At 68.6% G+C, this 24,533-nt stretch carries 13 protein-coding genes; 9 read left to right on the forward strand and 4 right to left on the reverse strand.

Annotated elements, in window-relative coordinates; translation table 11 throughout:
- The first annotated feature begins 318 nt into the window (after window positions 1-318).
- From M3U25_RS02970 to M3U25_RS02995, 6 genes are all read left to right on the forward strand, one after another.
- On the forward strand, window positions 319-3,147 hold the full coding sequence (locus M3U25_RS02970) for a TonB-dependent receptor (protein ID WP_355494989.1): 2,829 nt from the start codon (window positions 319-321) through the stop codon (window positions 3,145-3,147).
- Between the two features lie 161 nt (window positions 3,148-3,308).
- Window positions 3,309-7,490 carry an Ig-like domain-containing protein gene (locus M3U25_RS02975; RefSeq protein WP_355496317.1) on the forward strand — a complete coding sequence of 1,394 codons (4,182 nt, stop codon included), beginning with the start codon at window positions 3,309-3,311 and terminating at the stop codon, window positions 7,488-7,490.
- A gap of 11 nt (window positions 7,491-7,501) precedes the next feature.
- Window positions 7,502-9,082 carry a family 43 glycosylhydrolase gene (locus M3U25_RS02980; protein WP_355496314.1) on the forward strand — a complete coding sequence of 527 codons (1,581 nt, stop codon included), beginning with the start codon at window positions 7,502-7,504 and terminating at the stop codon, window positions 9,080-9,082.
- A gap of 397 nt (window positions 9,083-9,479) precedes the next feature.
- Window positions 9,480-11,330: an Svx/AvrXca family virulence/avirulence protein gene (locus M3U25_RS02985; RefSeq protein WP_355500376.1), complete on the forward strand. Its 1,851-nt coding sequence runs from the start codon at window positions 9,480-9,482 to the stop codon at window positions 11,328-11,330.
- 409 nt (window positions 11,331-11,739) lie between these two features.
- Window positions 11,740-14,154, forward strand: a complete 2,415-nt coding sequence (locus M3U25_RS02990) for a glycoside hydrolase family 127 protein (RefSeq protein ID WP_355500373.1) — start codon at window positions 11,740-11,742, stop codon at window positions 14,152-14,154.
- A 505-nt stretch (window positions 14,155-14,659) separates the two neighbouring features.
- Complete coding sequence (locus M3U25_RS02995; protein ID WP_355500370.1) at window positions 14,660-17,536, forward strand: TonB-dependent receptor; 2,877 nt, start codon at window positions 14,660-14,662, stop codon at window positions 17,534-17,536.
- 312 nt (window positions 17,537-17,848) lie between these two features.
- Here M3U25_RS02995 and M3U25_RS03000 read toward each other — a convergent pair whose 3' ends face one another.
- Both M3U25_RS03000 and htpG read right to left on the reverse strand, forming a co-directional pair.
- The gene (locus tag M3U25_RS03000; RefSeq protein WP_355500367.1) at window positions 17,849-19,135 is read right to left on the reverse strand and encodes an Ldh family oxidoreductase; all 1,287 of its coding nucleotides are present in this window, start codon (window positions 19,133-19,135) and stop codon (window positions 17,849-17,851) included.
- Between the two features lie 9 nt (window positions 19,136-19,144).
- Window positions 19,145-21,049: a molecular chaperone HtpG gene (htpG, locus tag M3U25_RS03005; RefSeq protein WP_355500364.1), complete on the reverse strand. Its 1,905-nt coding sequence runs from the start codon at window positions 21,047-21,049 to the stop codon at window positions 19,145-19,147.
- A 222-nt stretch (window positions 21,050-21,271) separates the two neighbouring features.
- On the opposite strand from htpG, the gene rsmD reads away from it, so the two are divergent.
- Genes rsmD through M3U25_RS03020 form a run of 3 tightly spaced genes read left to right on the forward strand, consistent with a single transcriptional unit; the run spans window position 21,272 to window position 22,915 of the window.
- Window positions 21,272-21,877, forward strand: coding sequence for a 16S rRNA (guanine(966)-N(2))-methyltransferase RsmD (rsmD, locus tag M3U25_RS03010; protein ID WP_355500361.1), 606 nt, complete (start codon window positions 21,272-21,274; stop codon window positions 21,875-21,877).
- The gene (gene coaD / locus M3U25_RS03015; RefSeq protein WP_019801822.1) at window positions 21,874-22,380 is read left to right on the forward strand and encodes a pantetheine-phosphate adenylyltransferase; all 507 of its coding nucleotides are present in this window, start codon (window positions 21,874-21,876) and stop codon (window positions 22,378-22,380) included. Before rsmD ends, coaD begins: the two co-directional genes overlap by 4 nt.
- 40 nt (window positions 22,381-22,420) lie before the next feature.
- A complete protein-coding gene (locus M3U25_RS03020; protein WP_160947056.1) occupies window positions 22,421-22,915 on the forward strand; it encodes a hypothetical protein in 495 nt (164 codons plus the stop codon).
- On the opposite strand, the gene M3U25_RS03025 is transcribed toward M3U25_RS03020, so the two are convergent.
- Together M3U25_RS03025 and M3U25_RS03030 are read right to left on the reverse strand one after the other, a co-directional pair.
- Complete coding sequence (locus tag M3U25_RS03025) at window positions 22,891-23,337, reverse strand: hypothetical protein (protein WP_355500358.1); 447 nt, start codon at window positions 23,335-23,337, stop codon at window positions 22,891-22,893. The two genes, M3U25_RS03020 and M3U25_RS03025, sit on opposite strands and share 25 nt — an antisense overlap.
- Window positions 23,338-23,503: 166 nt before the next feature.
- Entirely contained in the window at window positions 23,504-24,448 is a 945-nt protein-coding gene (locus M3U25_RS03030; RefSeq protein ID WP_355500354.1) for an NmrA family NAD(P)-binding protein, read from the reverse strand.
- Window positions 24,449-24,533 lie beyond the last annotated feature (85 nt).

The raw sequence follows: 24,533 nt of genomic DNA on the forward strand, positions 1-24,533 counted from the left end.
GAAACGTCCCGCCGGCCCGCGGGGCAATGCGGTATTCCGCACGTTTTCCCGATAAATACGACAAGACGCCGCGCGCGTCCTACGCGCACATTGTGACCGTGCAGTGAATGTCCAGGGGGAGATTCGTTGCACGTCACCGGGGACGCAGCGCATGGGTCGTGCGCGTCGCCGTGCAGGCGGCGTCGGGATCGTCCCGTCCGGCGGCGCCTGCGTGGACACGTCCGTTTTCGTATCCGCCACATGTGCTGGCGTCGGGGCGGCCGCCTGGGGAAGGGCGGCGCTCCAGCGATCGCCAGGCCGCCGCTCAGGAGATTTCCGATGCCGTCTTTGCTCGAACGCGTTGTGCCGCTGCTCCCGTGTTCCTGGCGCGCCGCGCCGCAACCCGGTCCACTGGCTGCGGCCATCTGCACCGCGCTGGCCCTGCTCGCGCCAGCGGTGCAGGCGCAGGATGCGCAGACGCAGGACGCTCAGGCGACTACGCTGGAACGGGTCAGCGTCACCGGCAGCCATCTGCGCCGGGTCGATGCCGAGACCGCCAGCCCGGTCATTACCATCGACCGCCAGCGCATCGAGGACAGCGGCCAGAACACGCTCGGCCAGTTGCTGCAGCAGCTGCCGGCGATGGCCGGCAACATGCCCAACGTGGCGCTCAATTCCGGCTTCAGCCACGGTCGTGCGCTGGTCTCGCTGCGCAATCTCGGCCCCGAGCGCACCCTGGTGCTGGTCAACGGCCACCGCATGGCCGGGCCGGCCAGCAGCGTCGCCGCCGCGCCCGGCGTGGACGTCAACGCGATTCCGGCGGCGATGGTCGAGCGCATCGAGGTGCTCACCGACGGCGCCTCGTCGGTGTACGGCTCCGACGCCATCGCCGGCGTGGTCAACATCATCCTCAAGGACAAGTACGACGGTTTCGCCGCCACCGCCGACTACGGCCTGAGCACCCACGGCGACGGCAACCGCCGCTCGCTCGGCCTGGAGTGGGGCAAGACCTGGGACCGCGGCGGGCTGATCCTGGGCGTGAGCCGCAGTTCCATGAACGCGCTGTACGACAGCGACCGCGACTATGCGCGCACCGCGCAGAGCTATCTCAACGGCGACGTGGTGGAGCGCCGCGGCAACGGCACCCGTGCCTTCCTCAGCAATGGCAGCGTGCTGACCCCCAACGCCAACCTGGCACCTGGCCAGGTCAACGCCAGCGACTTCCACACCTACAGCCAGGCGGTCGAAGGCTACAACGCGTACACCGGCCAGTACCTGATCACCCCGGTGCAGCGCACCAACGCCTCGGCGCACGCCAGCTTCGACTTCACCCCGAACGTGCAGGGCTACCTGGACATGTTCTGGACCCGCAGCGAGACCACCTCGCAGCTCACCGCCTACGGCCTGGAACTGCCCAACGCCGCGCAGAACTACTACAACCCCTTCGGCGCCCAGCTCAGCCGCTACCTGCTGCGCTCGGTGCCGGCCAACACCCGCGTCTACACCTCGACGATGTACCAGACCAACATCGTCGCCGGCCTGCGCGGCAAGTTCGGCGACAGCAGCTGGCAGTGGGACGCGGCGGCCGGCTACGCGCACTACAAGGACACCCTGGTGCGCAACGGCTTCTCCATCACCTCGGCGCTGAACAACGCGGTGGGCGCCTCGTTCCGCGACAGCGACGGCACCCTCAAGTGCGGCACGCCCGGCAACGTCATCGCCGGCTGTACCCCGATCAACGTGTTCAACCCGGACGATCCGGCCACCATCGCCGGGATCAAGGCCACCCAGAGCGCGGTCGACCTGATCGACGAGAGCACCATGAAGTTCGCCGAGGCCAGCGTCAACGGCGACCTGTTCGCGATGCCGGCCGGCACGGTGCAGGCCGCGTTCGGCCTGTCGTTCCGCAAGAACGGCTTCTCGCAGGGCACCAGCAATCCGGTGGCGGCCGCCGATGCGGAAGGCAACTGCGACTACAACGACGGCTGCATCATGAACCAGGGCCACGACGAGACCATCAAGGAGGCCTACGCCGAAGTGCTGGTGCCGCTGCTCAAGGGCGTGACCGGCGCGCAGGCGCTGAACCTCAACCTGGGCACGCGCTACTCGCGCTACGACTACTGGGGCAGCACCACCAACAGCAAGGTCGCGCTGGAATGGCGGCCGATCGACAACCTGCTGATCCGCGCCACCGGCTCGCAGGTGTTCCGCGCGCCGGCGCTGGGCGACCTGTACGGCTCGCCGTACAACGGCGTGGTCGACGATGTCGCCGACTACACGGATCCGTGCAACGGCTACACCGGCGGCGGCAATCCCGCGGCCTGCGCCAACGTGCCGACCAATGGCCGTTTCGTCAACACCTCCACCTTCACCGTGCTCACCACCGGCTCGGCCAACGCCGGTTTCGCGATCAAGCCCGAGCAGGGCCGTTCCTACAACATCGGCGCGGTGTACGACCCGGGCTGGGCCGAGGGGCTGTCGCTGAACCTGGATAGCTGGCGCGTCACTCTCGACGACATGATCAACGGCGTCGGCCTGAATCAGGTGCTGCAGTATTGCTACGATGGCCAGAGTGCCTACTGCCCGTTGATCGAGCGCGGCCCCACCGGGCAACTGGTCAGCGTGACCGTGCCGTTCGCGATCAACAGCGGCAAGGTCGACATCCGCGGCGACGACGTTGGCATCAAGTACGCCTTGCCCGAGACCGCGTGGGGTCGCTTCCGTGCCGGCGTCGATGCCACCTACCTGTCCAGCTACAAATTCAGCGGCGATCCGCACAACTATGTGGGCGAACAATCCAGCTACGGCAATCTGCCGCGCTGGCGCGCGAACTTCACGCTCGACTGGGACAACGGTCCCTGGCACGCGAGCTGGAACACCCGTCTGATCGGCCGTACCACGGTCGGCAGCGCCTACGAGGACTTCTGTGTCAACACCGCCGCCGACGGCAGTTGCGTGTATTTCCCGGTTGGCACGGTGACCTACCACGATGCCAGCGTGAGCCGGAAGTTCGAGCGCCTGCACAGCACCCTGGCGCTGGGCGTGAACAACCTCGGCAACCGCACGCCGCCGCGGTACTACGGCTACGCCAGTGCGGCCAACACCGATGCGTTCACCTACGACACGCTTGGGCGTTACTTCTGGGCGCGGATCAGGACCGAGTTTTGAGTCGCCTGTCTGCACTCGGTGGCGTCGCGTCGCGCGTGCGGCGCGGCGCCGCCCTTCTAGGTTGCCTGCTGTTCGCGGTGGCGGTTTCAGCGTCGGCCACCAGCGTCGATGTGCTCGACCGCGATGGCGAAGGTCTGCAGTCCAGTAATGCCGCGATCGGGATGCCGCGTTTTACCGGCGATGCGCATCCGCTGCCGGACAGCGGCGTGGCGTTCGCGCCGGGGCGGGGGCAGGGCCAGTTGCAGCGGGTGTTCACCGCCGACCTGGCGGCGGGCGCCGGCAGCGCGCCCGGCCGCGATTTCTGGATCGACCGCCTGCTGGCGCGGCAGGGCACCGGCGGCGGCTTCGGCGACAGCAACAACTGGCTGTTCACCCGTGGCCGCGCCGCCTACCTGTACACGCACAAGCCGGAGGAGCCTGGCTTCGTCGGCGACGTGGCCTATGTGCACAAGACCGGCCACGACGCGCTGTTCCGCCTGCAACTGGAGCGCGATGGCGTGCCGATCGCGCTGGTCGAGGACAGTGCGCAGCGGCGACAGACGCCGAGCTATTTCAGCAGCGTCTACGCCGGTGCCGGCGTGCGCCTGCAATTGATCAAGTTCATCACCGAGCAGAACGTGGCGGTGGCCGAGGTCACGGTGTCCAGTGCCGACGGCGTCGCTCACACGTTGACCCTGCGCGCGGCCTCACCGATGGCCACGCATCCCGACGGTGCCGAATTGACCGGCGCCTTCGTCACCCATAACGCCATCACCACGCTGTTCCCGCGCCTGTCCGGCGATGGCTTCTCGGTCGATGGTGCGAGCATCGCGCGGCCATTGGCCGTGCCGGCGCACGGGCCGGCGTCGACCTTGAAAGTACAGCTGGGGCTGATCGCCCACGAGTTGCCGGCGTCGCTCCAGGAATACCGGCACATCGCCGCGCAGTCACCGCAGCAGGCCTACCGCGACCACGTCGTCGCCTACAACCGCTGGTGGGCCGACAACCTGCCGTACCTGGACACGCCCGAGGACAATCTCGACAAGACCCTGTTCTACCGCTGGTGGCTGCTGCGCTTCAATTTCCTGGATGCGGCGGTGCCCGGCAACGACTACCAGTTCCCGGTGGCGATCGAAGGCGTGCTCGGCTACGACAACGCCATCGTGCTGACCACCGGCATGTTCATCGACGACCTCAAGTACCTGCGCGATCCGCTGTACGCGTACGGTTCCTGGCTCGGCGCCGGCGAGACCGCCGGCGGCGGCAAGTACGTGGACAACCCCGGTGCACCGGAGAACTGGTCCAATTCCTACGCGCAATATCTCAGTGCCGCGGCCTGGCGTGCTTACCAGGTGCACGGCGGGCCACCGGCGATCGCCGGGCAGCTGGCGCACTACGCCCGCGCCGACGTGGAGGCGCTGCTGCGTGCCTACGACCGTAACGGCAATGGCCTGATCGAATACGATTGGGCGGCGATGACCGGCAACGACGCCGACGCGGTGTCCTTCGACTGGGCCAAGCGCCATGGCGCCCCGCGCATGGACCGCAGCGAGAGCGCCTATGTGTACGCCAATGCGCTGGCCGCCGCGCAGGCCGCGCAGGTGGCCGGCGACGCCGCCACTGCCACGCGCATGCAGACGCTGGCGGCGAAGATCCGCCGCGCCGTGCTCGACGTGCTGTGGCAGGACCACAGCGCAAAGGCCGACGGCATGGGCCTGCACGGCGACCTGCTCAAGCAGCGCCAGGCCGACGGACCGCGCCTGGCGGTGGACTGGAAGGAGACCAACAACTACTACCCCTTCAGCGTCGGTCTCATGCCCAAGTACGGCGATGCCGACGACGACCCCAAGTACGTGCGTGCGCTGCGCCTGTTCGCCGACGCGCGGCAGTTCCCGCTGTTCCCGTTCTACACGGCCAACCAGGCCGATGCGCAGGCGCGCGGCGAGGGGGGCAGCAACAATTTCTCGGTGATCAATTCCACCGTGGCATTCCGCCTGCTCGGCAGCGTGTTGCGCGATTACCCCAGCCCGTATCTGGACGCGTCCAGCTACCGCACGCTGCTGTACTGGAACGCGTGGGCGCACTACATCGACGGCGACAACCGCTACCCGGACCAGAACGAGTTCTGGGCGCAGGGCAGCGCCGCCGATGGCGGCCGCATCGGCTACCGTTCGTGGATCCACCACACCCAGCTCGGCGCCACCAACTTCACCGTGATCGAGGATGCGATGGGCCTGCGTCCGCGCAGCGATGCCCTGATCGAGCTGTATCCGATCGACATCGGCTGGGACCATTTCGCCGCCGACCGGCTGCGCTACCGCGACCGCGACCTGAGCATCGTCTGGGACCGCGACGGTCGCCGCTACGGCGGCGCTGCGCCGAAGGGCTATTCGCTGTACCTGGACGGGCAACTGGCCTTCACCGTCGATCGCCTGGCACACCTGCTGTACGACCCGGCCAGCGGTCGCGTGCAGGCGTTGCCGGATGTGGTCAATGCCGGTGCCGCGCAGATGCAGGTGCTGGCCGCGCATCGGCTGGCGCTGCAGGCGCCGCAGCAGGTGCGCTTTCCAGGCCAGGCGCGGATCGGTGCGGTACTCGCCGATGCCGGGCTCGACATCGCGCTGCCGCCGGGCGCGCGCAACCTGGCGCAGGGTGCGGCGGTCAGCGCGAGCTATGCGGCCGACGGGTTCCCGGCCATGGCCGCGGTCGACGGCAGCACCGCCAACGAGCCGTTCTGGGGCACGGCCGGTTCGCCCGCCGCTAGCGACTGGCTGGAGCTGGATCTGGGTCGGCCGCAGACGCTCGACGACGTGCGTGTGTACTTCTATCGCAGTTCGTCGCCTCCGGGCGAACAGCATGGTTTCCCGTCGGGCACGCGCGCCGGCTACGCGCCGCCGTGGTTGTACGTGCTGCAGTACTTCGACGCCGGCGTGTGGAAGACCGTGCCGGGCCAGGTGCGCGATACGCCGATCGCACAGGGCAACCGCAACCGCATCCGTTTCCCGCCGCTGCGCGCGCAGCGCTGGCGCGTGCAAGTGACCCATGCAGGCGCGCTGCGCACCGGGATCAAGGAGATCCAGGCCTATGCCAGCGGCGCCGCGGTGCCGGCGGCGCAGGGCAACCAGGCGCCGCAGGTCGAGGCCTGGCAGGAAGACGGCAGCAGTGCCGGCGGCCTGGTGCGTCTAGCTGGGCAGGTCGGCGACGACGCACTGCCGAACGGCACGCTCGCGCTGCACTGGCGCACGCTGCAGGTGCCGCCCGGTGGCGCGGCGCTGTTCGAGCAGCCGCAGGCGGCCACGACCGAGGTGCGCTTCACTGCGCCCGGCGCCTACACCCTGCAACTGCAGGCCGACGATGGCGCGTTGCAGGGGCATGCCGAGGTCGCGGTGATCGCGGCAACGGCCCCGGCCGGGCAGACCCTGCAGGTGCAGGGCGAGGCTACGCCGAGCGCGCAGTTCACCGCCGGCCATCACCGCCTGCAGGCGCTCAACGATGGACTGCTGCCGGCGCCGGACCAGGAGCCCGCCGCCGACCGCCGCTGGGGCAGTTGGGGACGCGCGCAGCCCGCCTCGGTGTGGGTGCAGTACCAGTGGCCGCAAGCGCAACGGCTGAACGCGGCGGCGCTGTATTTCTGGGACGACCAACCGCAGGGCGGGGTGGCGTTGCCGCGCGCGTGGACGCTGCAATACCGCGACGGCACGCAATGGCGCGACATCGCGGTGCGCGGCGGCTATCCGGTGCAGGGCAATGGCGTGCCGAGCCGGGTGGCGTTCGCGCCGGTGGTCACCACGGCCCTGCGCGCGGTGCTGCAGACCGCGGCGCAGGGCGAGGGTCACTACGCGGTAGGGTTCGACGAATGGCAGGTATTCGCCGAGCGCGCGGTAGCGACCGAAGCGGTGGACGTGCGTATCGCGCCCGGGCAGGCGCCGACGCTGCCGGCACGCATCGCCGGCTACTTCGCCGACGGCCGTTGGGCCTGGTTGGGCGTGCGCTGGTCGCAGGTCGATGCGGCGGCGCTGGCCGGCGAGGGCCGCGTGCAGGTGCAAGGCCTGGCCGATGGCGGCGTGCCGGTGGCCGCCAGCGTTTGGGTCCGCGCGACCGCGCCGGGCCAGCTCACCACCGTGCAGGCGCCGCCGCCGCTGCACGTGCCTGCGGGACAGGCGCCGGTGCTGCCGGAACTGGTCTCCGTGCAGTACAACGACGGCTCGCGCGAGCGCGTGCCGGTACGTTGGGCGCCGCTGGCGCCGGCCGCCTATGCCAAGCCCGGACGCCTGAGCGTGGTCGGGCAGGCGCAGGGGCGCGAGGGCAGCGGCGCGTTGCCGGTGCGACTGGAACTGGTGATCGAGGCGGAGGCGGCGCCATGAGCCGCCCTCCCATGCGCAGGGTGGTCGCATCGCTACTCTTGGCATGGGGCGCCTGCATCGGCCTGCTCGCGGGCGCCGCACCGGCAGTGCCGCGGTCGCGGCCGGTGCAGGCGCCGGGCAATCCGATCCTGGCCGACGGCCGCGACTATGCGGCCGACCCGGCACCACTGGTCGCCGATGGCAAGCTCTACATCATCGCCGGCCGCGATGAAGCACCGCCGGAGGTCAACGACTTCGTCATGGACCGCTGGCAACTGCTGGTTACCGACGACGTCGGCAGTGGCCGCTGGACCTACTATCCGGCACTGCTGCGACCGCACCAGGTGTTCGCCTGGGCCGCACCCGGTCATGCCTACGGCGCGCAGATCGTGCAGGGCCCGGACCGGCGCTACTACCTGTACGCGCCGGTGCAGGAAGCGCACTCGCGCAATGCCGATCCGTTCGCGATCGGGGTGGCGGTGGCCGACAGCCCATTGGGGCCGTGGCGCGACGCGCATCCGCAGGGACCGATCCTGTCGCAATCGCGGCCGGTGCCCAACACCATCCAGAACATCGACCCGACCGTGCTGGTCGACGACGATGGCCGCGTGTACCTGTACTGGGGCACCTTCGGCAAGCTGTTCGGCATCGAGCTGGACCGCGACATGGTCACGCCGAAGGGGCAGCCGGTGGCGGTGACCACGCTGGACGGCTACTTCGAGGCGCCGTGGCTGTTCAAGCGCAACGGCACCTACTACCTGGCCTATGCCGGCAACCGTGCCGGGCCGGCGTCGGACTGCACGCCGACGCTGTACCACGCCTGCATCGCCTACGGCAGCGCGCCGTCGCCGCTGGGGCCGTGGACCTACCGCGGGGTACTCCTGCCGCCGGTCTCCTCGACCACCTCGCACTCGGGCATCGTCGAATTCAATGGCCAGTGGTACCTGGTCTATCACACCGCCGACGCCAAGGGCGGCGGGCATTTCCGCCGCAGCGTGGCGATCGACCGGTTGCAGTGGGACAACACCCGGCAGCCGGCGCGGATTCTGCCGGTGGTGGCCACGCGCCGACCGCAGCCGCCGCTGACACCGCAGCGCAACGTCGCCCGCTATGCGCAGGCCAGCGCGTCCAACGGCCCGGACATCCCGCACCAGTACTGGATCGCCGCGCTCAACGACGGGCGGGTCAAGCGCAATCCCCTGCCGCCGCAGCTATGGGGCAGCTGGACACCGCACAACCCGCCGCAGCAGTGGCTGCAGTACAGCTGGGCGCAACCGGTGACGCTGCAGCGCAGCCGCATCCTGTTCTGGGCCGACCATCCGCCGGGTGCGGACAGCGGCGTGGCGCCGCCGGCACGCTGGCGGCTGGAGTACCGCCACGATGGCCGCTGGTGGCCATTGGCGCAGAGCACGCACGCGCCTGTCGCCGGTCGCTGGCAGACGCTGCGCTTCGACCCGGTGACCACGCGCTGCGTGCGCGCGGTACTGGATGCCGCCGGCGGCAGCGAGCGTTACGCTGCGCTGGCGGTGCAGGAGTGGGAGATGTTCGCGCCGCAGGCGCAGCGCCTGCCTCAGGCCACCGTCGCGGATGCGCAGCACTGCGACACGCCTTGAGGCCAGGCCCGGATGCCGATTCAGCAAATGTCGCCGACCTTCGCGCGCGTTCCGGTGGCGAGACCTGCCGCCAACGTCGGCCGCCGTTACCGTCCGCATCATGTTCCTGTCGTGACGCCAGTTCGATTTTCGACATGTGTGCGGAATTAGCCCGATTCCGTGGGGATAACCGTAAGGTGCGTTGCGTTTGACTGCATTAGGCTGGCGACGGGTTGCCGCTGTGCGAGTGGCTGAAGCGCCGTCTGTTGTCGGCGTTTCGCCGGCCGCATTTTTTAACCGGCACGCCGTCGGGGGGGGGGGGGGGGGCGGCGGATTCATCCCGCACTGCCGGCTGTGCGGCGTAGCGCGTCGATCGTCCAATCCATCCAATCTCATCGGACAAGAGGAGGGTAGAGCCGTGAAAATCGCTGCTTCTCGATTCGTGCGTAGGGTGTCCACGGTGTGCCTGTCGGCCGTTTTGGCCCTGGCTGCGCAGCATGCGCATGCCGCGGCCGCGGCCGTCTGCACCGCCGGTCAATGGATCGCCAATCCCGACGACACCGACATGCCGGCCGTTCGCTACGAAACCGAACACTTCGCGTTCCGCTGGCAGGACGGGCAAGCCGTTTCGCAGGACGAGGTCGCCTCGGCAGCCAAGGAACTGGAACTGATCTGGGACGACTACATGGAGCGTGTCGGTTTTCCCGAGCCTTACTGCAACACGGCGAAGAAGTACAAGGTCAGCGTCTACCTGGACCACAGCTTCGGCCTGAACGGCGGTACCTCCGCCAGCGGCGGCATGGGCATGTGGATCAATCCGGACCAGTTGGGATATCACTGGGGCCTGGCGCATGAACTGACCCATGGGTTGCAGGGCAGTACCGGCGGCTTGCGCGATTCGCCGTACGTCGGCTGGATCTGGGAATCGCATGCCAACTGGATGGCCCATCAGTATTTCCACGACGATGTGCAGTGCTCGGAGATGTTGGTGAACTACCCGCATCTCTATCTCGGCTCGACCCGCGACCGCTACTGCAACTGGCAGTTCATGGAATACCTCAAGGACCGCTTCGGTTACGCGATCATCAACGACCTGTGGGCCAAGGCGCCCAAGCCCGGCGATTCCCGCCAGGCCGATGCCGACCCGTTCTCGATCATCCGCGACAACATGGGCTGGAGCCAGACGCAACTCAACGACGTGTTCGGCGACTGGGCCATGCACAACGTGCAGTGGGACTACATCGACCCGGACGGTCGCGATCATGGCGCCGTGATGCGCCGGGAATACGGCAGCAATACCGCGTTCGATCCGGAAAACCCGTCCGATGAGACCAATCGGGATCGCGCCTTGCGCCTGACCCAGTTGGATCCGGTGCAGGGCCAGGCGGGCGTCTACCAAGTGCCGTTCGACTGGGCGCCGCAGCGGTGGGGCTACAACCTGGTCCGGCTGATTCCCGCCGAGAGTGCGACTGCGGTGGTGGTGAAGTTCCATGGCAACGTACAGCAGAGGTCGGCGATCGACACCTTGCCGGGTCTGGCGAACGACCCAGAGACGATCGGCTCACCCGACTCGGATTGGCGCTGGGGCCTGGTCGCCATCGATGCCAACGGCAAGCCGCGCTACAGCGCGTTGCAGCATGGCGCCGATGCCTCGCTGTCGTTCCAGCTCCGCAGCGGTGACAGCGACCTGTATCTGGTGGTCATGGGCACGCCGAGCACGATGCAGAAGATCAAGTGGGATCAGTCCTACTACTCGGTCTACCGCTATCCATGGAGCGTCACACTGGAAAATGCCTATCCGTCGGGTCGGCAGCCCGGCGCGCCGACGCCGACACGCGTCGGCAGCCGCCACCCCAACGGCGGTGGCTGGGTCGCCCAGAACGCGTATGTCGCGCCAACGGCCTATGTCGGCCCGCATGCGCGGGTGCTCGGGGGCAAGGTGCTCGGCGATGCGCGGATCGAGGATCACGCGACGATCCTGGGCGGGCAGGTGCAGGACAGCGCGGTGGTCGGCGGATTGAGCCTGCTGCAGGATGGGGTGACGGTCAAGGATCGCGCCCAGGTGCATACGGTGTTCAAGCCGGCAGGGGCGTTCGGCGGGTTGACGCTGTCCGGCGCCGCGCAGTTGCGTGGCGACGTCGAGCAGCGAGGCGCTTCGGCGAGCAAGGGCGTGTTCTACGGATACGTGGATGCGGACACGGTGACCAATCCCGACTACGGCGCCGACCTCACCGAGGCGGTGCCAGAGGTGACGGCAGAACCGCGCTGATCGACTGGTGATGACCATGGCGGCGGTGTCGCGACGGATGCCCGGGCATTCGTTCGCCGCCGCCGCATTTCCTCGATATGACATGAGCAACGTGTGGTGCGGGGTGCTCCTGACGTGAAGGGCTCCTGGCATGCCGGCCGCGTTCGCCTGCGATGCGCGCATGGCCTGGTCGTCTGTGGCGTTCTTCGTGCGAAGTCCGTCGCCAGTGGCATGCCGCGCGGCGTTTCGGCAGAAATCCGCATCTGCAGGCATCAGTGGGGACAAGACGCGCTGTCACCCGGGTGACACAGTGACACCGGATCCACCGATCGTTGTGCGCGAAGTCGGCGCCCCGACACACCACACAGGAGCAGTCCATGCCTCGATGCGTTTCTTTCCCGCATGTCACCTCGCGCGCGGGAGTCCGGCGATGAGCGGGCAGGGGACGCATCGGCACGCCGCCGCCTGCGTGCACGCATCCGCCGATGCGGCCGGCGCCGCGCTGGACCCCTCGCGCCGCCGCTTCCTGCAATGGAGCGCACTGGCGGTGGCAGCCGGGATGCTGCGCTTTCCGCTGGACGCTGCGGCGTCCACGCCCGGGCGCGTGCAGGCGCTGCCCTTGCAGCAGGTCACGCTGAAACCGTCGCTGTTCCTGGAGTCGCTGCAGACCAACCGCCGCTACCTGCTGGAACTGGAGCCGGACCGCCTGCTGCACAACTTCCTGCACTACGCCGGCCTGCCGCCGAAGGGCGCGGTGTACGGCGGCTGGGAGGGCGACACCATCGCCGGCCATACCTTGGGCCACTACCTCAGCGCACTGGCCAAGATGCACGCGCAGACGCGCGACCCCGCGCTGCGTGAGCGCATCGATTACATCGTCGCCGAACTGGCGCGCGCACAGGCCAAGGACGCGGACGGTTACGTGGGCGGGCTCACCCGCAAGAACGACCAAGGCGCCATCGACAGCGGCAAGGTGGTATTCGAGGAAGTGCGCCGCGGCATCATCAAGGGCAGCAAGTTCAATCTCAACGGCAGTTGGTCGCCGCTGTACACGGTGCACAAACTGTTCGCCGGCTTGCTCGACGCACACGCACTGGCCGGCAACGCGCAAGCGCTGCAGGTGCTGCTGCCGCTGGCCGGCTATCTGGGAGGCGTGTTCGACGCGCTCGACCATGCGCAGATGCAGACCTTGCTGGACACCGAGTTCGGCGGCCTCAACGAGTCCTACATCGAACTGGGCGCGCGCACCGGCGATACACGCTGGATCGCGATCGGCAAGCGCCTGCGCCACGAAAAGGTGATCGATCCGGCCGCGGCCGGGCGCGACGAACTGCCGCACATCCATGCCAATACCCAGGTGCCCAAGTTCATCGGCGAGGCGCGCCAGTTCGAGGTCGCCGGCGACGCCGATGCGGCCGCGGCGGCCCGCTTCTTCTGGGAGACGGTCACCACGCATTACAGCTACGTGATCGGCGGCAATGCCGACCGCGAGTACTTCCAGGAGCCGGATACCATCGCCGCATTCCTGACCGAGCAGACCTGCGAGCATTGCAACAGCTACAACATGCTCAAGCTGACCCGGCATCTGTACCAGTGGACGCCGCAGGCGCGTTACTTTGACTACTACGAGCGCACGCTGCAGAACCACACCATGGCCGCGCAGCATCCGGGCACCGGCATGTTCACTTACATGACGCCGATGATCAGCGGCGGCGAGCGTGGCTTCTCCGACAAGTTCGACTCGTTCTGGTGCTGCGTCGGCAGCGGCATGGAAGCGCATGCGCAGTTCGGCGATGCCATCTACTGGCAGGACGCCACCTCGCTGTACGTGAATCTTTACATCCCCTCGCGGCTGGACTGGAGCGAGCGCGACCTGGCGCTGGAACTGGACAGCGGTGTGCCCGACAATGGCAAGGTGCGCCTGCAGCTGCTGCGCGCTGGTGCACGCACACCGCGGCGCCTGCTGTTGCGGGTGCCGGCCTGGTGCCAGGGCCACTACACCTTGCGCGTGAACGGCAAGCCCGCACGCGCGGCGCTGGCCGACGGCTATCTGACGCTGGAGCGCGACTGGCGCGCCGGTGACGTGATCGACCTGGACCTGGCCACGCCGCTGCGGCTGGAACATGCCGCCGGCGATACGGACACCGTGGTGGTGATGCGCGGGCCGCTGGCGCTGGCCGCCGACCTGGGGCCGGTGAGCACCCCCTACGATGCGCCGGACCCGGCGTTGGTGGCCGCGGCCGATCCGCTGCGCGGCTTCGCCGAACTGCCGCAGCCCGGCCATTTCCAGGCCAGCAGCACGCAGCCGCCGGGCCTGACCTTCGTGCCGTTCTACGCGCAGTACGAGCGCCGCAGTGCGCTGTACTTCAAGCGCATGGACCCCACGCAGTGGGCGCAGGAGGCGCAGCGGCGGGCGCGCCGCCAGGCCGAGCAGGACAAGCTGCGCGCGATCGCGGTGGACATGATCCAGTTCGGCGACGAGGCCTCCGAGCAGGCGCACCAGTTGCGCAGCGACACGTCCTTCGGCGGCGCCTACCGTCGCCAGCAGTGCCGCGACGTGCGCGGCAAGGGCTTCGTCGAGTTCCGCATGCGCGGCAGTGCGCAACCGCTGGCGCTGCGCCTGCGCTTCTGGGGCAGCGACAAGGGCCGCTTCAACATCCTGGTCAACGGGAAGCTGGCCGTGGAAGTGGCGGTGGAGCGCGGCCAGGTGATCGATTTCGTCGACCGCGATTACCCGCTGCCACCTGCGCTCACCCGGGATGCGCAGCCGCTGACCGTGCGCATCGAGCCGCAGCACGGCGACACCGCCGGCCCGCTGTTTGGCGGCTGGCTGATCCCGGCATGACGTGGTGTAGCGCGCATCATCGGCGTCGCCGCGCGCGGCGGATTGCAGCGTGTGCCTGTCGTGGTGGCGTCTGCGCGACACATCGCAACGTCTCGGCACGCTCGCCACGTGCAGCGCGGCGCCGCGCACGACCATGCATGATTCCGCACGCGAAACCGCGAATCGCGACAAGACGCGGCCACGCATCCACGGCACAGTTGTGACCGTGTGATGAAAATCTGATCGCATCGTTGCACCGGCCGTGGCGCCGGCGCGCGCCACCGGAGCGCCGCCAGCGTCGTCGGACGTCATCGCAGGAGCGGGGAGGCGCGCACCGGCCGTGCGCGCAGGACATCGGCTTCCCCGCGGTGCGCCAGGCCGTCGTGGTCGGGTGCAGGCACGCCATCGCAGGCGCCGTGCAGGCGCCACCGTCCAGCAGGTCCGTCCGTCGGCATGGCGCCGGCACGGTGTCGTTCGGCCTGCGTTTGTCCACTGTCCCGTCTCGCCATCCTCCAGGAGTTCACTCATGTCGTCTTCGCCGTCACGCCCTTGTTTCCGCCATGCCGCGACGCCGCTGGCGCTGGCGGTCGCCACCGCCTTGTCGCTGGGCAGCACCGGCGCGGCGCAGGCGCAGGAGGCCAGTGCCGACAGCGCCACCCAGACCCTGGACAGCATCGTGGTCACCGGCTCGCGCCTGCGCCGCGTCGATACCGAGACCGCCAACCCGGTGGTGACCATCAGCCGCGCACAGATCGAAGCCACCGGCAAGGCCACGCTGGGCGACCTGGTACAGGAACTGCCGTCGATCGCCGGCAACGCCACCAATCCCAACACCAACAATGGCGGCGGCACCGGCGCCTCTGTGATCTCGCTGCGCGGTCTCGGCGACAAGCGCACCCTGGTGCTGGTCAACGGTACGCGCCTGGCCAGCAACGACGTCAATGCGATCCCGGCGACCATGATCGAGCGGGTGGAAGTGCTCAGCGACGGCGCCTCGGCGGTGTACGGCTCGGACGCGATCGGCGGCGTGGTCAACTTCATCCTTCGCAAGGGCTTCGACGGCGTCGAGGCCAGCGCCGATTTCGGCACCAGTTCGCGCAGCGACGGCAACCGCCGCAACTTCTCGCTCACCGCCGGCAAGACCGGCGAGCGCGGCAGCATCGTCGCCGGTCTGTCCTACCACGACATCGACCCGGTCTCGGCCGGCGCGCGCGCCTATTCCAAGGACGCGCTGTCGCTGATCGATGGCGTCGGCGTGAAGCAGGGCTCCTCGGCCACGCCGACCGGCAGCATCAGCTTCAACGACGGCTCGGCCGTGGCCAAGGCGCTGGCGGCCAGCAATGGCTGTTCGCGGGTCACGTTCAACGGCGGCAGCAGCAGTCCCACCAACGCCAGCCAGTACCACTGCTACGTCGCCTCGACCGATTCCTACAACTACCAGCCGTACAACCTGCTGCAGACCCCACAGGAACGCACCAACGCCTTCGTGCTCGGCAGCTACCGCTTCAACGATCACCTGGAAGGCTACGTCAACACCTATTTCAGCAAGACCACCTCGTCCTCGATCATCGCGCCGATCCCGATCTTCGCCAACGGCGACAACTTCCTGGTCTCCTCCACGAGCTACTACAACCCGTTCGGGGTCAACTTCGGCACCGACCGCAGCACCGGCACCTCGTACAACAACTTCAACACCCGCGCCACCGTGCTCGGCAATCGGCAATACCAGTACAACACCTACAATTTCCAGATCAATCCGGGCCTGCGCGGCAGTTTCGGCGACAGTTCCTGGCAGTGGGATGCCAGCCTCAACTACGGCAAGGTCAAGCAGAAGTCGATCAACCAGGGCTTCCTCGACTACGCCGGCTTCAATGCCGCGGTGGGACCGTCGTTCCTGGCCGCCGACGGCACGGTGAAGTGCGGCAGCGCCGGCGCGGTGATCGCCGGCTGCACCCCGATCGACGTGTTCAACCTCAACGCGGCCAGCAACAAGGCCGCGCTGGAAGCGCTGGTGGTCAACCCGATCGTCACCAACGTCTACACGGTCAAGCAGTTCGAGGCCAACGCCAACGGCGAGCTGTTCGCGCTGCCGGCCGGCACCGCGAGCCTGGCAGTGGGGGTCTCCTATCGCAAGGAGAGCACCAGCACTGCGGCCGATCCGTTGTGGACCGGCGATGAGAACGGCATGTGCGGGGTGCTCGAGTACTGCGCCTCGGTGCTCGGCGGCAGCTTCAGCGTCAAGGAAGCCTATGCCGAAGCACTGTTCCCCTTGCTGGCCGGGCTGCCCGGTGTGCACTCGCTCAACCTGACCGTGGGCAGCCGCTTCTCCGACTACGACACCGTCGGCAGCAAGACCAACAGCAAGGTCTCGCTGGAATACCGCCCGATCGAGAACCTGCTGCTGCGCGGCACCGCTTCGCAGGTGTTCCGTGCGCCCAACATCAGCGAACTGTATGCCGGCGTGGCTGGCGATTCGCCGTCGGTCACCGATCCGTGCAACGGCTACACCGGCGGCCATGCTGCGGCCTGCGCCAACGTGCCCACCGACGGCAGCTACCAGCAGGCCGACAACCAGGTGGGCGCCAAGGCTTCCGGCGCGGCGGTGGCCGGCTACCAGCTCAAGCCTGAGACCGGCATGTCCTACGATTTCGGCGTGGTCTACGACCCGGGTTGGGTCGAGGGCCTGTCGATGAGCGCGGACCTGTGGAAGATCAACCTCAAGGACACCATTACCCAGGTGTCGGCGCAGACCGTGCTCAACCAGTGCTACGCCAACGACGCCAGCGCGTTCTGCGCGCTGATCCATCGCAACGACAACGGCACCGTCAACTACATCGCCGAGCCCACCGTGAACCTGGGCAAGCTGTGGGCCAGCGGCGCGGACTTCAGCCTCACCTACCGGCTGCCGGAGACCGCCTGGGGCAGCTTCAGCGCCGGCCTCAACGGCACCTACGTGATCCGCTACGACATCAACCCCGACACCACCGACCCCAGCACCGTCACCATCCACAACGCCGGCAAGTACACCTACGCCTACGGCAACTTCCCGCGCTGGCGCGCGCTGGGCACGCTGAACTGGAACTTGGGCGACTGGAGCGCGTCGTGGCGCGTGCGCTACATCGGCCGCACCGAGATCGGCAGTGCCGATACCCGCCAGAGCCTGTCGGCCGACGCCGACCAGCCCGCCGTGGTTCGCGACATCGGCGCCTACGTCTACCACAGCGTGCAGGTGGGCTATCAGGTCAAGCCGTGGAAGACGCGTTTCGAAGTGGGCGTGGACAACCTGGCCGACCGGCAGCCGCCGCTGTACTACGCCAACAACGTCACCAACGCCAACACCGACGTGGCCACCTACGATCTGCTCGGCCGCTACTACTGGGCGCGGGCGACGGTGAAGTTCTGAGTGGAGCCTGTTTGCTCGGGCGAGTGGGTGCCGCGGCGGGTGGAGTCCGCCGCGGTGCGCTCGGTTGATGCGATTCCGCACCGGTGGCGTTGCGTCGGCACGGCGTGCGGATTGCGCGGGTTGGCTGCTGCATCTGGCGCGGCGCATCACACGATTGCGCCGCGTACCTAGTAAAGACGGAAGGCCACTCGTAGGAGCGGCTTCAGCCGCGACGCGGCATTACCGATGATGCCTATCGCGGCTGAAGCCGCTCCTACACGGCAACGCCATGTCCCGCTGAGCTACGGCAAAGCATGCTGTTAGCGGCGCGCCTCAATCGAGCAAGGCCAGCAGATCCTGATGCAGGGCCTGCGGAATCCGCACGCCTTCGCTGTGGCTGCGTGCCCGCGCCTGGTAGCGGCGTTGCGACGGCAGGCGCGCCCCGGTGGCCTCGTAGGCGGCAAAGAAGGCTTCCGCGCGGGCCAGATGCGTGTCCCGGTCGGCCCCAAGAAAGCGCGCCGGATCCAGCGCCAGGATCAATTCGCCGTGGTAGGGCGCCGCGCCGGCACCGGCGTCGTGGGCCAGCGATTCGGCGCTGGTGAGATCGCCGATCAAGGGCCCGGCGATCAGCTCGATCATCGCCGACAGCGCCGAACCCTTGTGCCCGCCGAAGGTCAGCATCGCGCCGCCATGGGTCACTGCATCCGGATCGGTAGTCGGCGCGCCCGCCGCGTCCACGCCCCAGCCTTCGGGAATCGGCTGGCCGGCACGGCGGCGCAGCTCGATCTCGCCGCGCGCCACCGCGCTGGTGGCGAAATCGAACACGAACGGCGGCGCATCCGCGCGCGGCCAACCGAACGCCAGTGGGTTGGTGCCCAGCAGCGGCGCGCGACCGCCGGCCGGCGTGACCCAGGCGTGGCTGGGATTGCAGATCAGCGCGACCAGCCCGGCCTCGGTGATGCGCTCGACTTCCGGCCACAGCGCAGAGAAATGCACGCAGTGGTTGATCGCCAGTGCCGCCAGGCCATTGGCACAGGTTTTCTCGATCAACAGCGGCAGGCCGCGCTCGAACGCCAGCAGCGAGAACCCGCCGCGCGCATCGACCCGCACGATGCCGGGTGCATGGTCGTGCACGACAGGCTCGGCATCGCCCACCACCTTGCCGTTACGCAGCGTCGCCACGCAGCCGAGCGTTCGGTACAACCCGTGCGAGGCGCAACCGTCGCGCTCGCCGGCGACAATGGTGTGGGTGAGGGCGTGCACATGCGCTGGGCCGAAGCCGGCATGGGACAGGATGCGGTCGACCAGGGTGGTGGCCTGGTCCAGGGATAGCGTGATGGTGGGGTTGCTGCTCATCGAAGAGGGGAGGCAGAGAGTAGAGCGGATTCTCGCCTGCAAGACGCTTCGCGAAAAGCCTAGGAGTGTCAGCTCACCTGGACGCTTTACCCGCGTGCTGGCAGGGGCCTGCATATCCTGCACCACCGCCGAGGAAGCGTCGTGCATGATCGCTCGCGATGCGGCATCAAAATCCTGAAAGGTTGTTAGGCTTCGGGCAATCGGAATGGAGCTATGTAAAAACAAAGCCGGCAGATGCCGGCTTCGTTCTTTTCGCGATGACACGTCTCAGGGTTACACCGATAACTCCAACAATAACTTGTTGAGCCGCCGCACATACGCCGCCGGATCCTTGAGGCTATCCCCCGCAGCCAGCGCAGCCTGATCGAACAGCACCCGAGCCAGATCACCGAAGCGCTCCCCATCGGCTTCCGCGTCCAGCTTCTCGATCAGCGGGTGCGCGGGGTTGAACTCGAACACCGGCTTGCTCTCGGGCAGCTTCTGGCCGCTGGCTTCGAGGATCTGCCGCATCTGCAGGCCCAGGTCGCCCTGGCCGATGGCCAGGATCGCCGGCGAGTCGGTCAGGCGGTGCGAGACGCGCACTTCGGAGACGTCGTCCTTGAGCACGTTCTGGATGCGCTCGACTAGGCCCTGCTTGGCCTTGGCGGCTTCTTCCTTGGCCTGCTTCTCTTCTTCGCTGTCGAGCTTGCCCAGGTCCAGGTCGCCGCGCGCCACGTCGACGAAGGACTTGCCGTCGAACTCGGTGAGGTAGCTCATCAGCCACTCGTCGATGCGGTCGGTGAGCAGCAGCACTTCGATGCCCTTCTTGCGAAACACTTCCAGGTGCGGGCTGTCCTTGATCTGCGCGTAGCTCTCGCCGGTCAGGTAGTACAGCTTGTCCTGGCCGTCCTGCATCCGCGCCACATAGTCCGCCAGCGACACGGTCTGCGCGCCGTCGCTGCCGTGGGTGGAGGCGAAGCGCAGCAGGCCGGCGATCTTCTCGCGATTGCCGAAGTCCTCGGCCGGGCCTTCCTTCAGTACCTGGCCGAAGTTCTTCCACACGCCCTGGTAGCGCTCGGCGTCGTCCTTGGCCAGCTTCTCCAGCATGTCCAGGGCGCGCTTGGTCAGCGCCGACTTCATCGAGTCGATCACCGGGCCGGACTGCAGGATTTCGCGCGAGACGTTCAGCGGCAGGTCGCTGGAATCGACGATGCCCTTGATGAAGCGCAGGTACAGCGGCAGGAACTGCTCGGCCTGGTCCATGATGAAGACGCGCTGCACGTACAGCTTGAGCCCGCGCGAGGCGTCGCGCTGGTACAGGTCGAACGGCGCGCGGCCGGGCACGTACAGCAGCGAGGTGTACTCCAGCTTGCCTTCGACCTTGTTGTGGCTCCACGCCACCGGGTTCTCGTGGTCGTGGGCGATGTGCTTGTACAGCTCCTGGTATTCCTCGTCCTTGATCTCGGTGCGCGGGCGCGTCCACAGCGCGCTGGCGCGGTTGACGGTTTCCCATTCCGGGGCCTCGGGCTTGTCCTTGTCCTCGCCGTAGTGTTCCTTGTGAAACTCGATCGGCAGGGCGATGTGGTCGGAATACTTGCGCACGATGCCGCGCAGCTTCCAGCCGTCGGCAAAGCCCTTCTCGTCGTCCTTCAGGTGCAGCACGATGCGGGTGCCGCGCTCGGCCTTCTCGACCGTGGCGACTTCGAACTCGCCCTCGCCGCGCGAGGACCAGTGCACGCCTTCGCTGGCCGGCAGCCCGGCGCGGCGACTGTACACGTCGACCTGGTCGGCGACGATGAAGGCGCTGTAGAAACCCACGCCGAACTGGCCGATCAGGTGCGAATCCTTCTTCTGGTCGCCGGACAGGTGCTTGAGGAACTCGGAGGTGCCGGACTTGGCGATGGTGCCCAGGTGCGCGACGATCTCCTCGCGGCTCATGCCGATGCCGTTGTCGTCGATGGTGACGGTGCCGGCCTCCTTGTCGAAGCCGATGCGGATGCGCAGCTGCGCGTCGCCATCCAGCAGTTCCGGCTTGACCAGGGCCTCGAAGCGCAGCTTGTCGGCGGCGTCGGAGGCATTGGAGATCAGCTCGCGCAGGAAGATCTCCTTGTTGGAATACAGCGAATGGATCATCAGCTGCAGCAGCTGCTTGACCTCGGTCTGAAAGCCCAGGGTTTCTTTTTGGGTTTCCACGCTCATCGGTAGGTGCTCCATGAAGGATGGGCGGCCGCGCGGAGGAGCGCGCGGCTCTGCCGGCCGACATGGTGGCGGCCGCGGCCGGCTTCAAGCGCCGCGCCGCGCATACGCGCGACACCGCGCTGGTCTATGATCCGGACCCCGTTTCCGCGCCACCCACTTCCCGCCGCCCATGCCGTTCCTGCGTTCCCCGTCCCGCCTGACCTGGCCCCTGCGAGGCCGCCGATGAGCCGTCCCGGCACCGGCCAGGTGCGGATCATCGGCGGGTGCTGGCGCAATACGCGGCTGCCGGTGCCGGACCTGGCCGGGCTGCGCCCCACCTCCGACCGGGTCCGCGAGACCCTGTTCAACTGGCTGCAGCCGGTCCTGCCCGGGGCGCGGGTGCTGGACCTGTTCGCCGGCAGCGGCGCGCTCGGGCTGGAGGCGGTGTCGCGCGGCGCGGCCGCTGCGGTGCTGGTCGAACGCGATCCGGGCCAGGCGGCGCAGTTGCGCGCCACGGTCGCGCGGTTGCAGGCGCAGGACCAGGTGCAGGTGGTGCAGGGCGATGCGCTGCGCTGGCTGGCCGAGGCGCCGGCCGAGGTCCCGGCGGACATCGCCTTCGTCGATCCGCCGTTCGCCGCCGGGCTGTGGGACGCGGTGCTGCAACGCCTGCCGGCGCGGCTGGCGGCCGACGCCTGGCTGTACCTGGAGTCGCCGGCCGGGCATGCGCCCGCAGTGCCGGCGTCCTGGGCGCTGTACCGCGAGGGCGGCAGCCGCGAGGTGCGCGCTGCCCTGTACCGGCGCACCGCTGCTACACTTCCCGGCGACCTTCACGCGGTACCCGACGCATGACCGTGGCCCATAGCCGCATCGCCGTCTATCCCGGCACCTTCGATCCGATCACCAACGGCCATATCGATCTGGTCAACCGTGCGGCGCCGCTGTTCGAGCAGGTGATCGTGGGCGTGGCGCAGAGCCCGTCCAAGGGGCCGACCCTGCCGCTGGAACTGCGCGTGTCGCTGGCCCGCGAGGCGCTGGCCGGGCACCGCAACGTGGAAGTGCTGGGCTTCGATACGCTGCTGGCGCATTTCGTGCGTTCGGTCGGCGGCGGCGTGCTGCTGCGCGGCCTGCGCGCGGTGTCCGATTTCGAATACGAGTTCCAGATGGCGAGCATGAACCGGCATCTGATCCCGGAGGTGGAGACGCTGTTCCTCACCCCGGCCGAGCAACACAGCTTCATTTCGTCCTCGTTGGTGCGCGAGATCGCGCGCCTGGGCGGGGATGTCTCCGGCTTCGTGCCGCCGTCGGTGGTGCAGGCGCTGGTCCAGGCCCGCCAGGCCGCCGCGCAGCGCTGAGCCGTCCACCATTCACTGACGACACAGAGGGAGCCGTTCCATGAACACCACCGCACGCGCGTTGCTGATCGCTTCGCTGGCCCTGGGCTTCACCGCCTGCAAGAAGGAAGAGGCCGCCAAGCCGGCCGCCGACGCGCAGCCCGCGCTGACCGCCCCGGCCAAGGACGACGACGCCGGCTGGAAGAAGTACCTGCAGGAAGTGGCGATCCAGAACATGGGCACCGTCACCAACAGCCCGTTCCTGTACTACCTGCCGCCGGAATCGGATCCGGAGTTCCAGGCCAAGTACGATCGCCAGGTCGAAAGCGCCACCACCGCCATCGGCCGCGGCATCCAGCCGGGCAACATGCTGGCGTTCGGCTCCTCGGCCTCGGCCAAGATGGCCGACCTGATCGCCGCGGCGTTCGCCAAGGTCGAGCCGAACAGCATGAAGGGCGTGCGCGTGGTCTACATCGGCGCTCCGGCCGACAACGCCCGCGTCGAAGCCGTGGTCAAGCCGACCGGCGCCGACTACATCTTCGTCGAAGCCAAGTAAGCCCGCAGGGCCGGCGCGCCGACGCGCGCCGGCTCCGCCATGGCGCGCCGCCTGCAACGGGCGGCCGCGTCGCGCGGACGTGCTGGTAGCCATCGCGCAGTTCCGCCGTTCCGGGCGGGGTACAGGCGATGCGGATCTGCATCACCGGCCCCACCGGCGCCGGCAAGACCACCCTGGCGCGCCGGCTCGGCCACCGTCTCCGCATTGCCTGCCACGCGTTGGACGATCTGCACGGGGTCCGCGGTGCCGAGGGGGACATGCATCGCCCGCTCGAGGAAAAGCTGCCGCTGCTGCAGCGCATCGTCGAAGGCGCGCAGTTCAAATGGGCCGACGCGGCGCTCGCGCGCGCCGACCACATCGTGGTGATCGATGCGCCGTCCTGGCGCACCACCCTGCAGATCGTGCTGCGGCCGGGCCGGCAATGGCTGGGCCTGGAGGCTTCCGCCTGTCGCCCGCGCTTGGCGCGGCTGCCTGGAGCCGCGACGACCACTGCGAGGAGCGCGCTGCTGCGGACCAAACTGGCGCCGTTCCGCGCCAGGACCGTGCTGATCCGCCACAGCCGCGCGCGCGATTGCCGCCGCCGCTGGGCTAGTCGGCGGGCAGGCCGCCCGGTGCCGAGGACGGCGCCAGGAAGGCCTGCCGATGCGCGGCGATCCAGGCGTCGATCGACTCGGGTTGGAACGCCTCCAGTCCCGGCTGCGCCTGCAGTGGTGCGGCCAGCAGTGCATCGGCCTGCTGTGGATGCGCGGCGAAGAAGCGGAACTTCGATGCCACCACGTGGCCCTGGCCGGCGCCCAGCGCCGCATCGACTTCGCGCTCGAACGCGTCCAGCGGTTGCGCGCGATAGCGCACCGGGCGGCCGAGTCCGGCGGTGAGCCGCTGCACCAGTTCCGCGCCGGTCAGGCTCTCGGTGCCGGCGATCCGGTAGCTGCCGCCGTGCGCGCCGTGCCGCAGCAGCGCCAGCGCGGCCTCGGCGCAGGCGTCGGCCGAGGTCCAGGCGATGCGTTGCGTGGCGGCGATCGGCGGCGCGAACACGCCGTGCGTGACGATGTCGGCGCGTGCCGAGGGCTTCAGCAGGTTGTCCAGGTACAGCGTCGGCCACAGGATCGCGCAGGGCAGGCCGGCGCCGCGCGCCAGCGCCGCGAGTTCGGCGTTGGTGCGCAGGCTCGGTTCGGGACACGGCGCCGGCAGCGGCGCGCTGCTCAGTTTCAGCACGAATGAGGTCAGCCGCGCCGCGCGCGCGGCGGCCAGCGCATGTCTGGCCCGCGCCAGCGTCGTCGTGCCGGGACCGGCGGGAAACTGCAGGACCGCGTGGGCGACGCCGCGGCTGGCCGCGAGCACGGCGGCAGGATCGTCCAGGTCGGCTTCGACCACCTCCGCGCCCAGCGCACGCAGCGCCGCGGTGGCGGCGCCTTCGCGAACCAGGGCACGGACGGCGAGGCCGTGCCGGCGGGCGGCGCGGACCACGGCGGCGCCCTGCACGCCGTTGCCCAGATAGACGAGGAGGGGACCGGAAAGGGGAATCGGGGACATGCGTTGGCTCCTGCTGGAGGGATCCGCCGCAGCAAGCCCGGTCGAAGGCGGCCCACGGACAGACCCCGGGACGATGGACACGGGG

It is taken from the genome of Xanthomonas sp. PPL134 (assembly GCF_040595915.1).
GTDB lineage: Bacteria > Pseudomonadota > Gammaproteobacteria > Xanthomonadales > Xanthomonadaceae > Xanthomonas_A > Xanthomonas_A indica.

Excerpts from the sequence above, each read along its gene's own strand:
- M3U25_RS02975 (WP_355496317.1), top strand. The coding sequence starts at position 3,309 with ATGCCGCGTTTTACCGGCGATGCGCATCCGCTGCCGGACAGCGGCGTG.
- M3U25_RS02990 (WP_355500373.1), top strand. The coding sequence starts at position 11,740 with ATGAGCGGGCAGGGGACGCATCGGCACGCCGCCGCCTGCGTGCACGCA.
- rsmD (WP_355500361.1), top strand. The coding sequence starts at position 21,272 with ATGAGCCGTCCCGGCACCGGCCAGGTGCGGATCATCGGCGGGTGCTGG.
- M3U25_RS02980 (WP_355496314.1), top strand. The coding sequence starts at position 7,502 with ATGCGCAGGGTGGTCGCATCGCTACTCTTGGCATGGGGCGCCTGCATC.
- M3U25_RS02970 (WP_355494989.1), top strand. The coding sequence starts at position 319 with ATGCCGTCTTTGCTCGAACGCGTTGTGCCGCTGCTCCCGTGTTCCTGG.
- M3U25_RS02995 (WP_355500370.1), top strand. The coding sequence starts at position 14,660 with ATGTCGTCTTCGCCGTCACGCCCTTGTTTCCGCCATGCCGCGACGCCG.
- M3U25_RS03020 (WP_160947056.1), top strand. The coding sequence starts at position 22,421 with ATGAACACCACCGCACGCGCGTTGCTGATCGCTTCGCTGGCCCTGGGC.
- M3U25_RS03030 (WP_355500354.1), bottom strand. The coding sequence starts at position 24,448 with ATGTCCCCGATTCCCCTTTCCGGTCCCCTCCTCGTCTATCTGGGCAAC.
- coaD (WP_019801822.1), top strand. The coding sequence starts at position 21,874 with ATGACCGTGGCCCATAGCCGCATCGCCGTCTATCCCGGCACCTTCGAT.
- htpG (WP_355500364.1), bottom strand. The coding sequence starts at position 21,049 with ATGAGCGTGGAAACCCAAAAAGAAACCCTGGGCTTTCAGACCGAGGTC.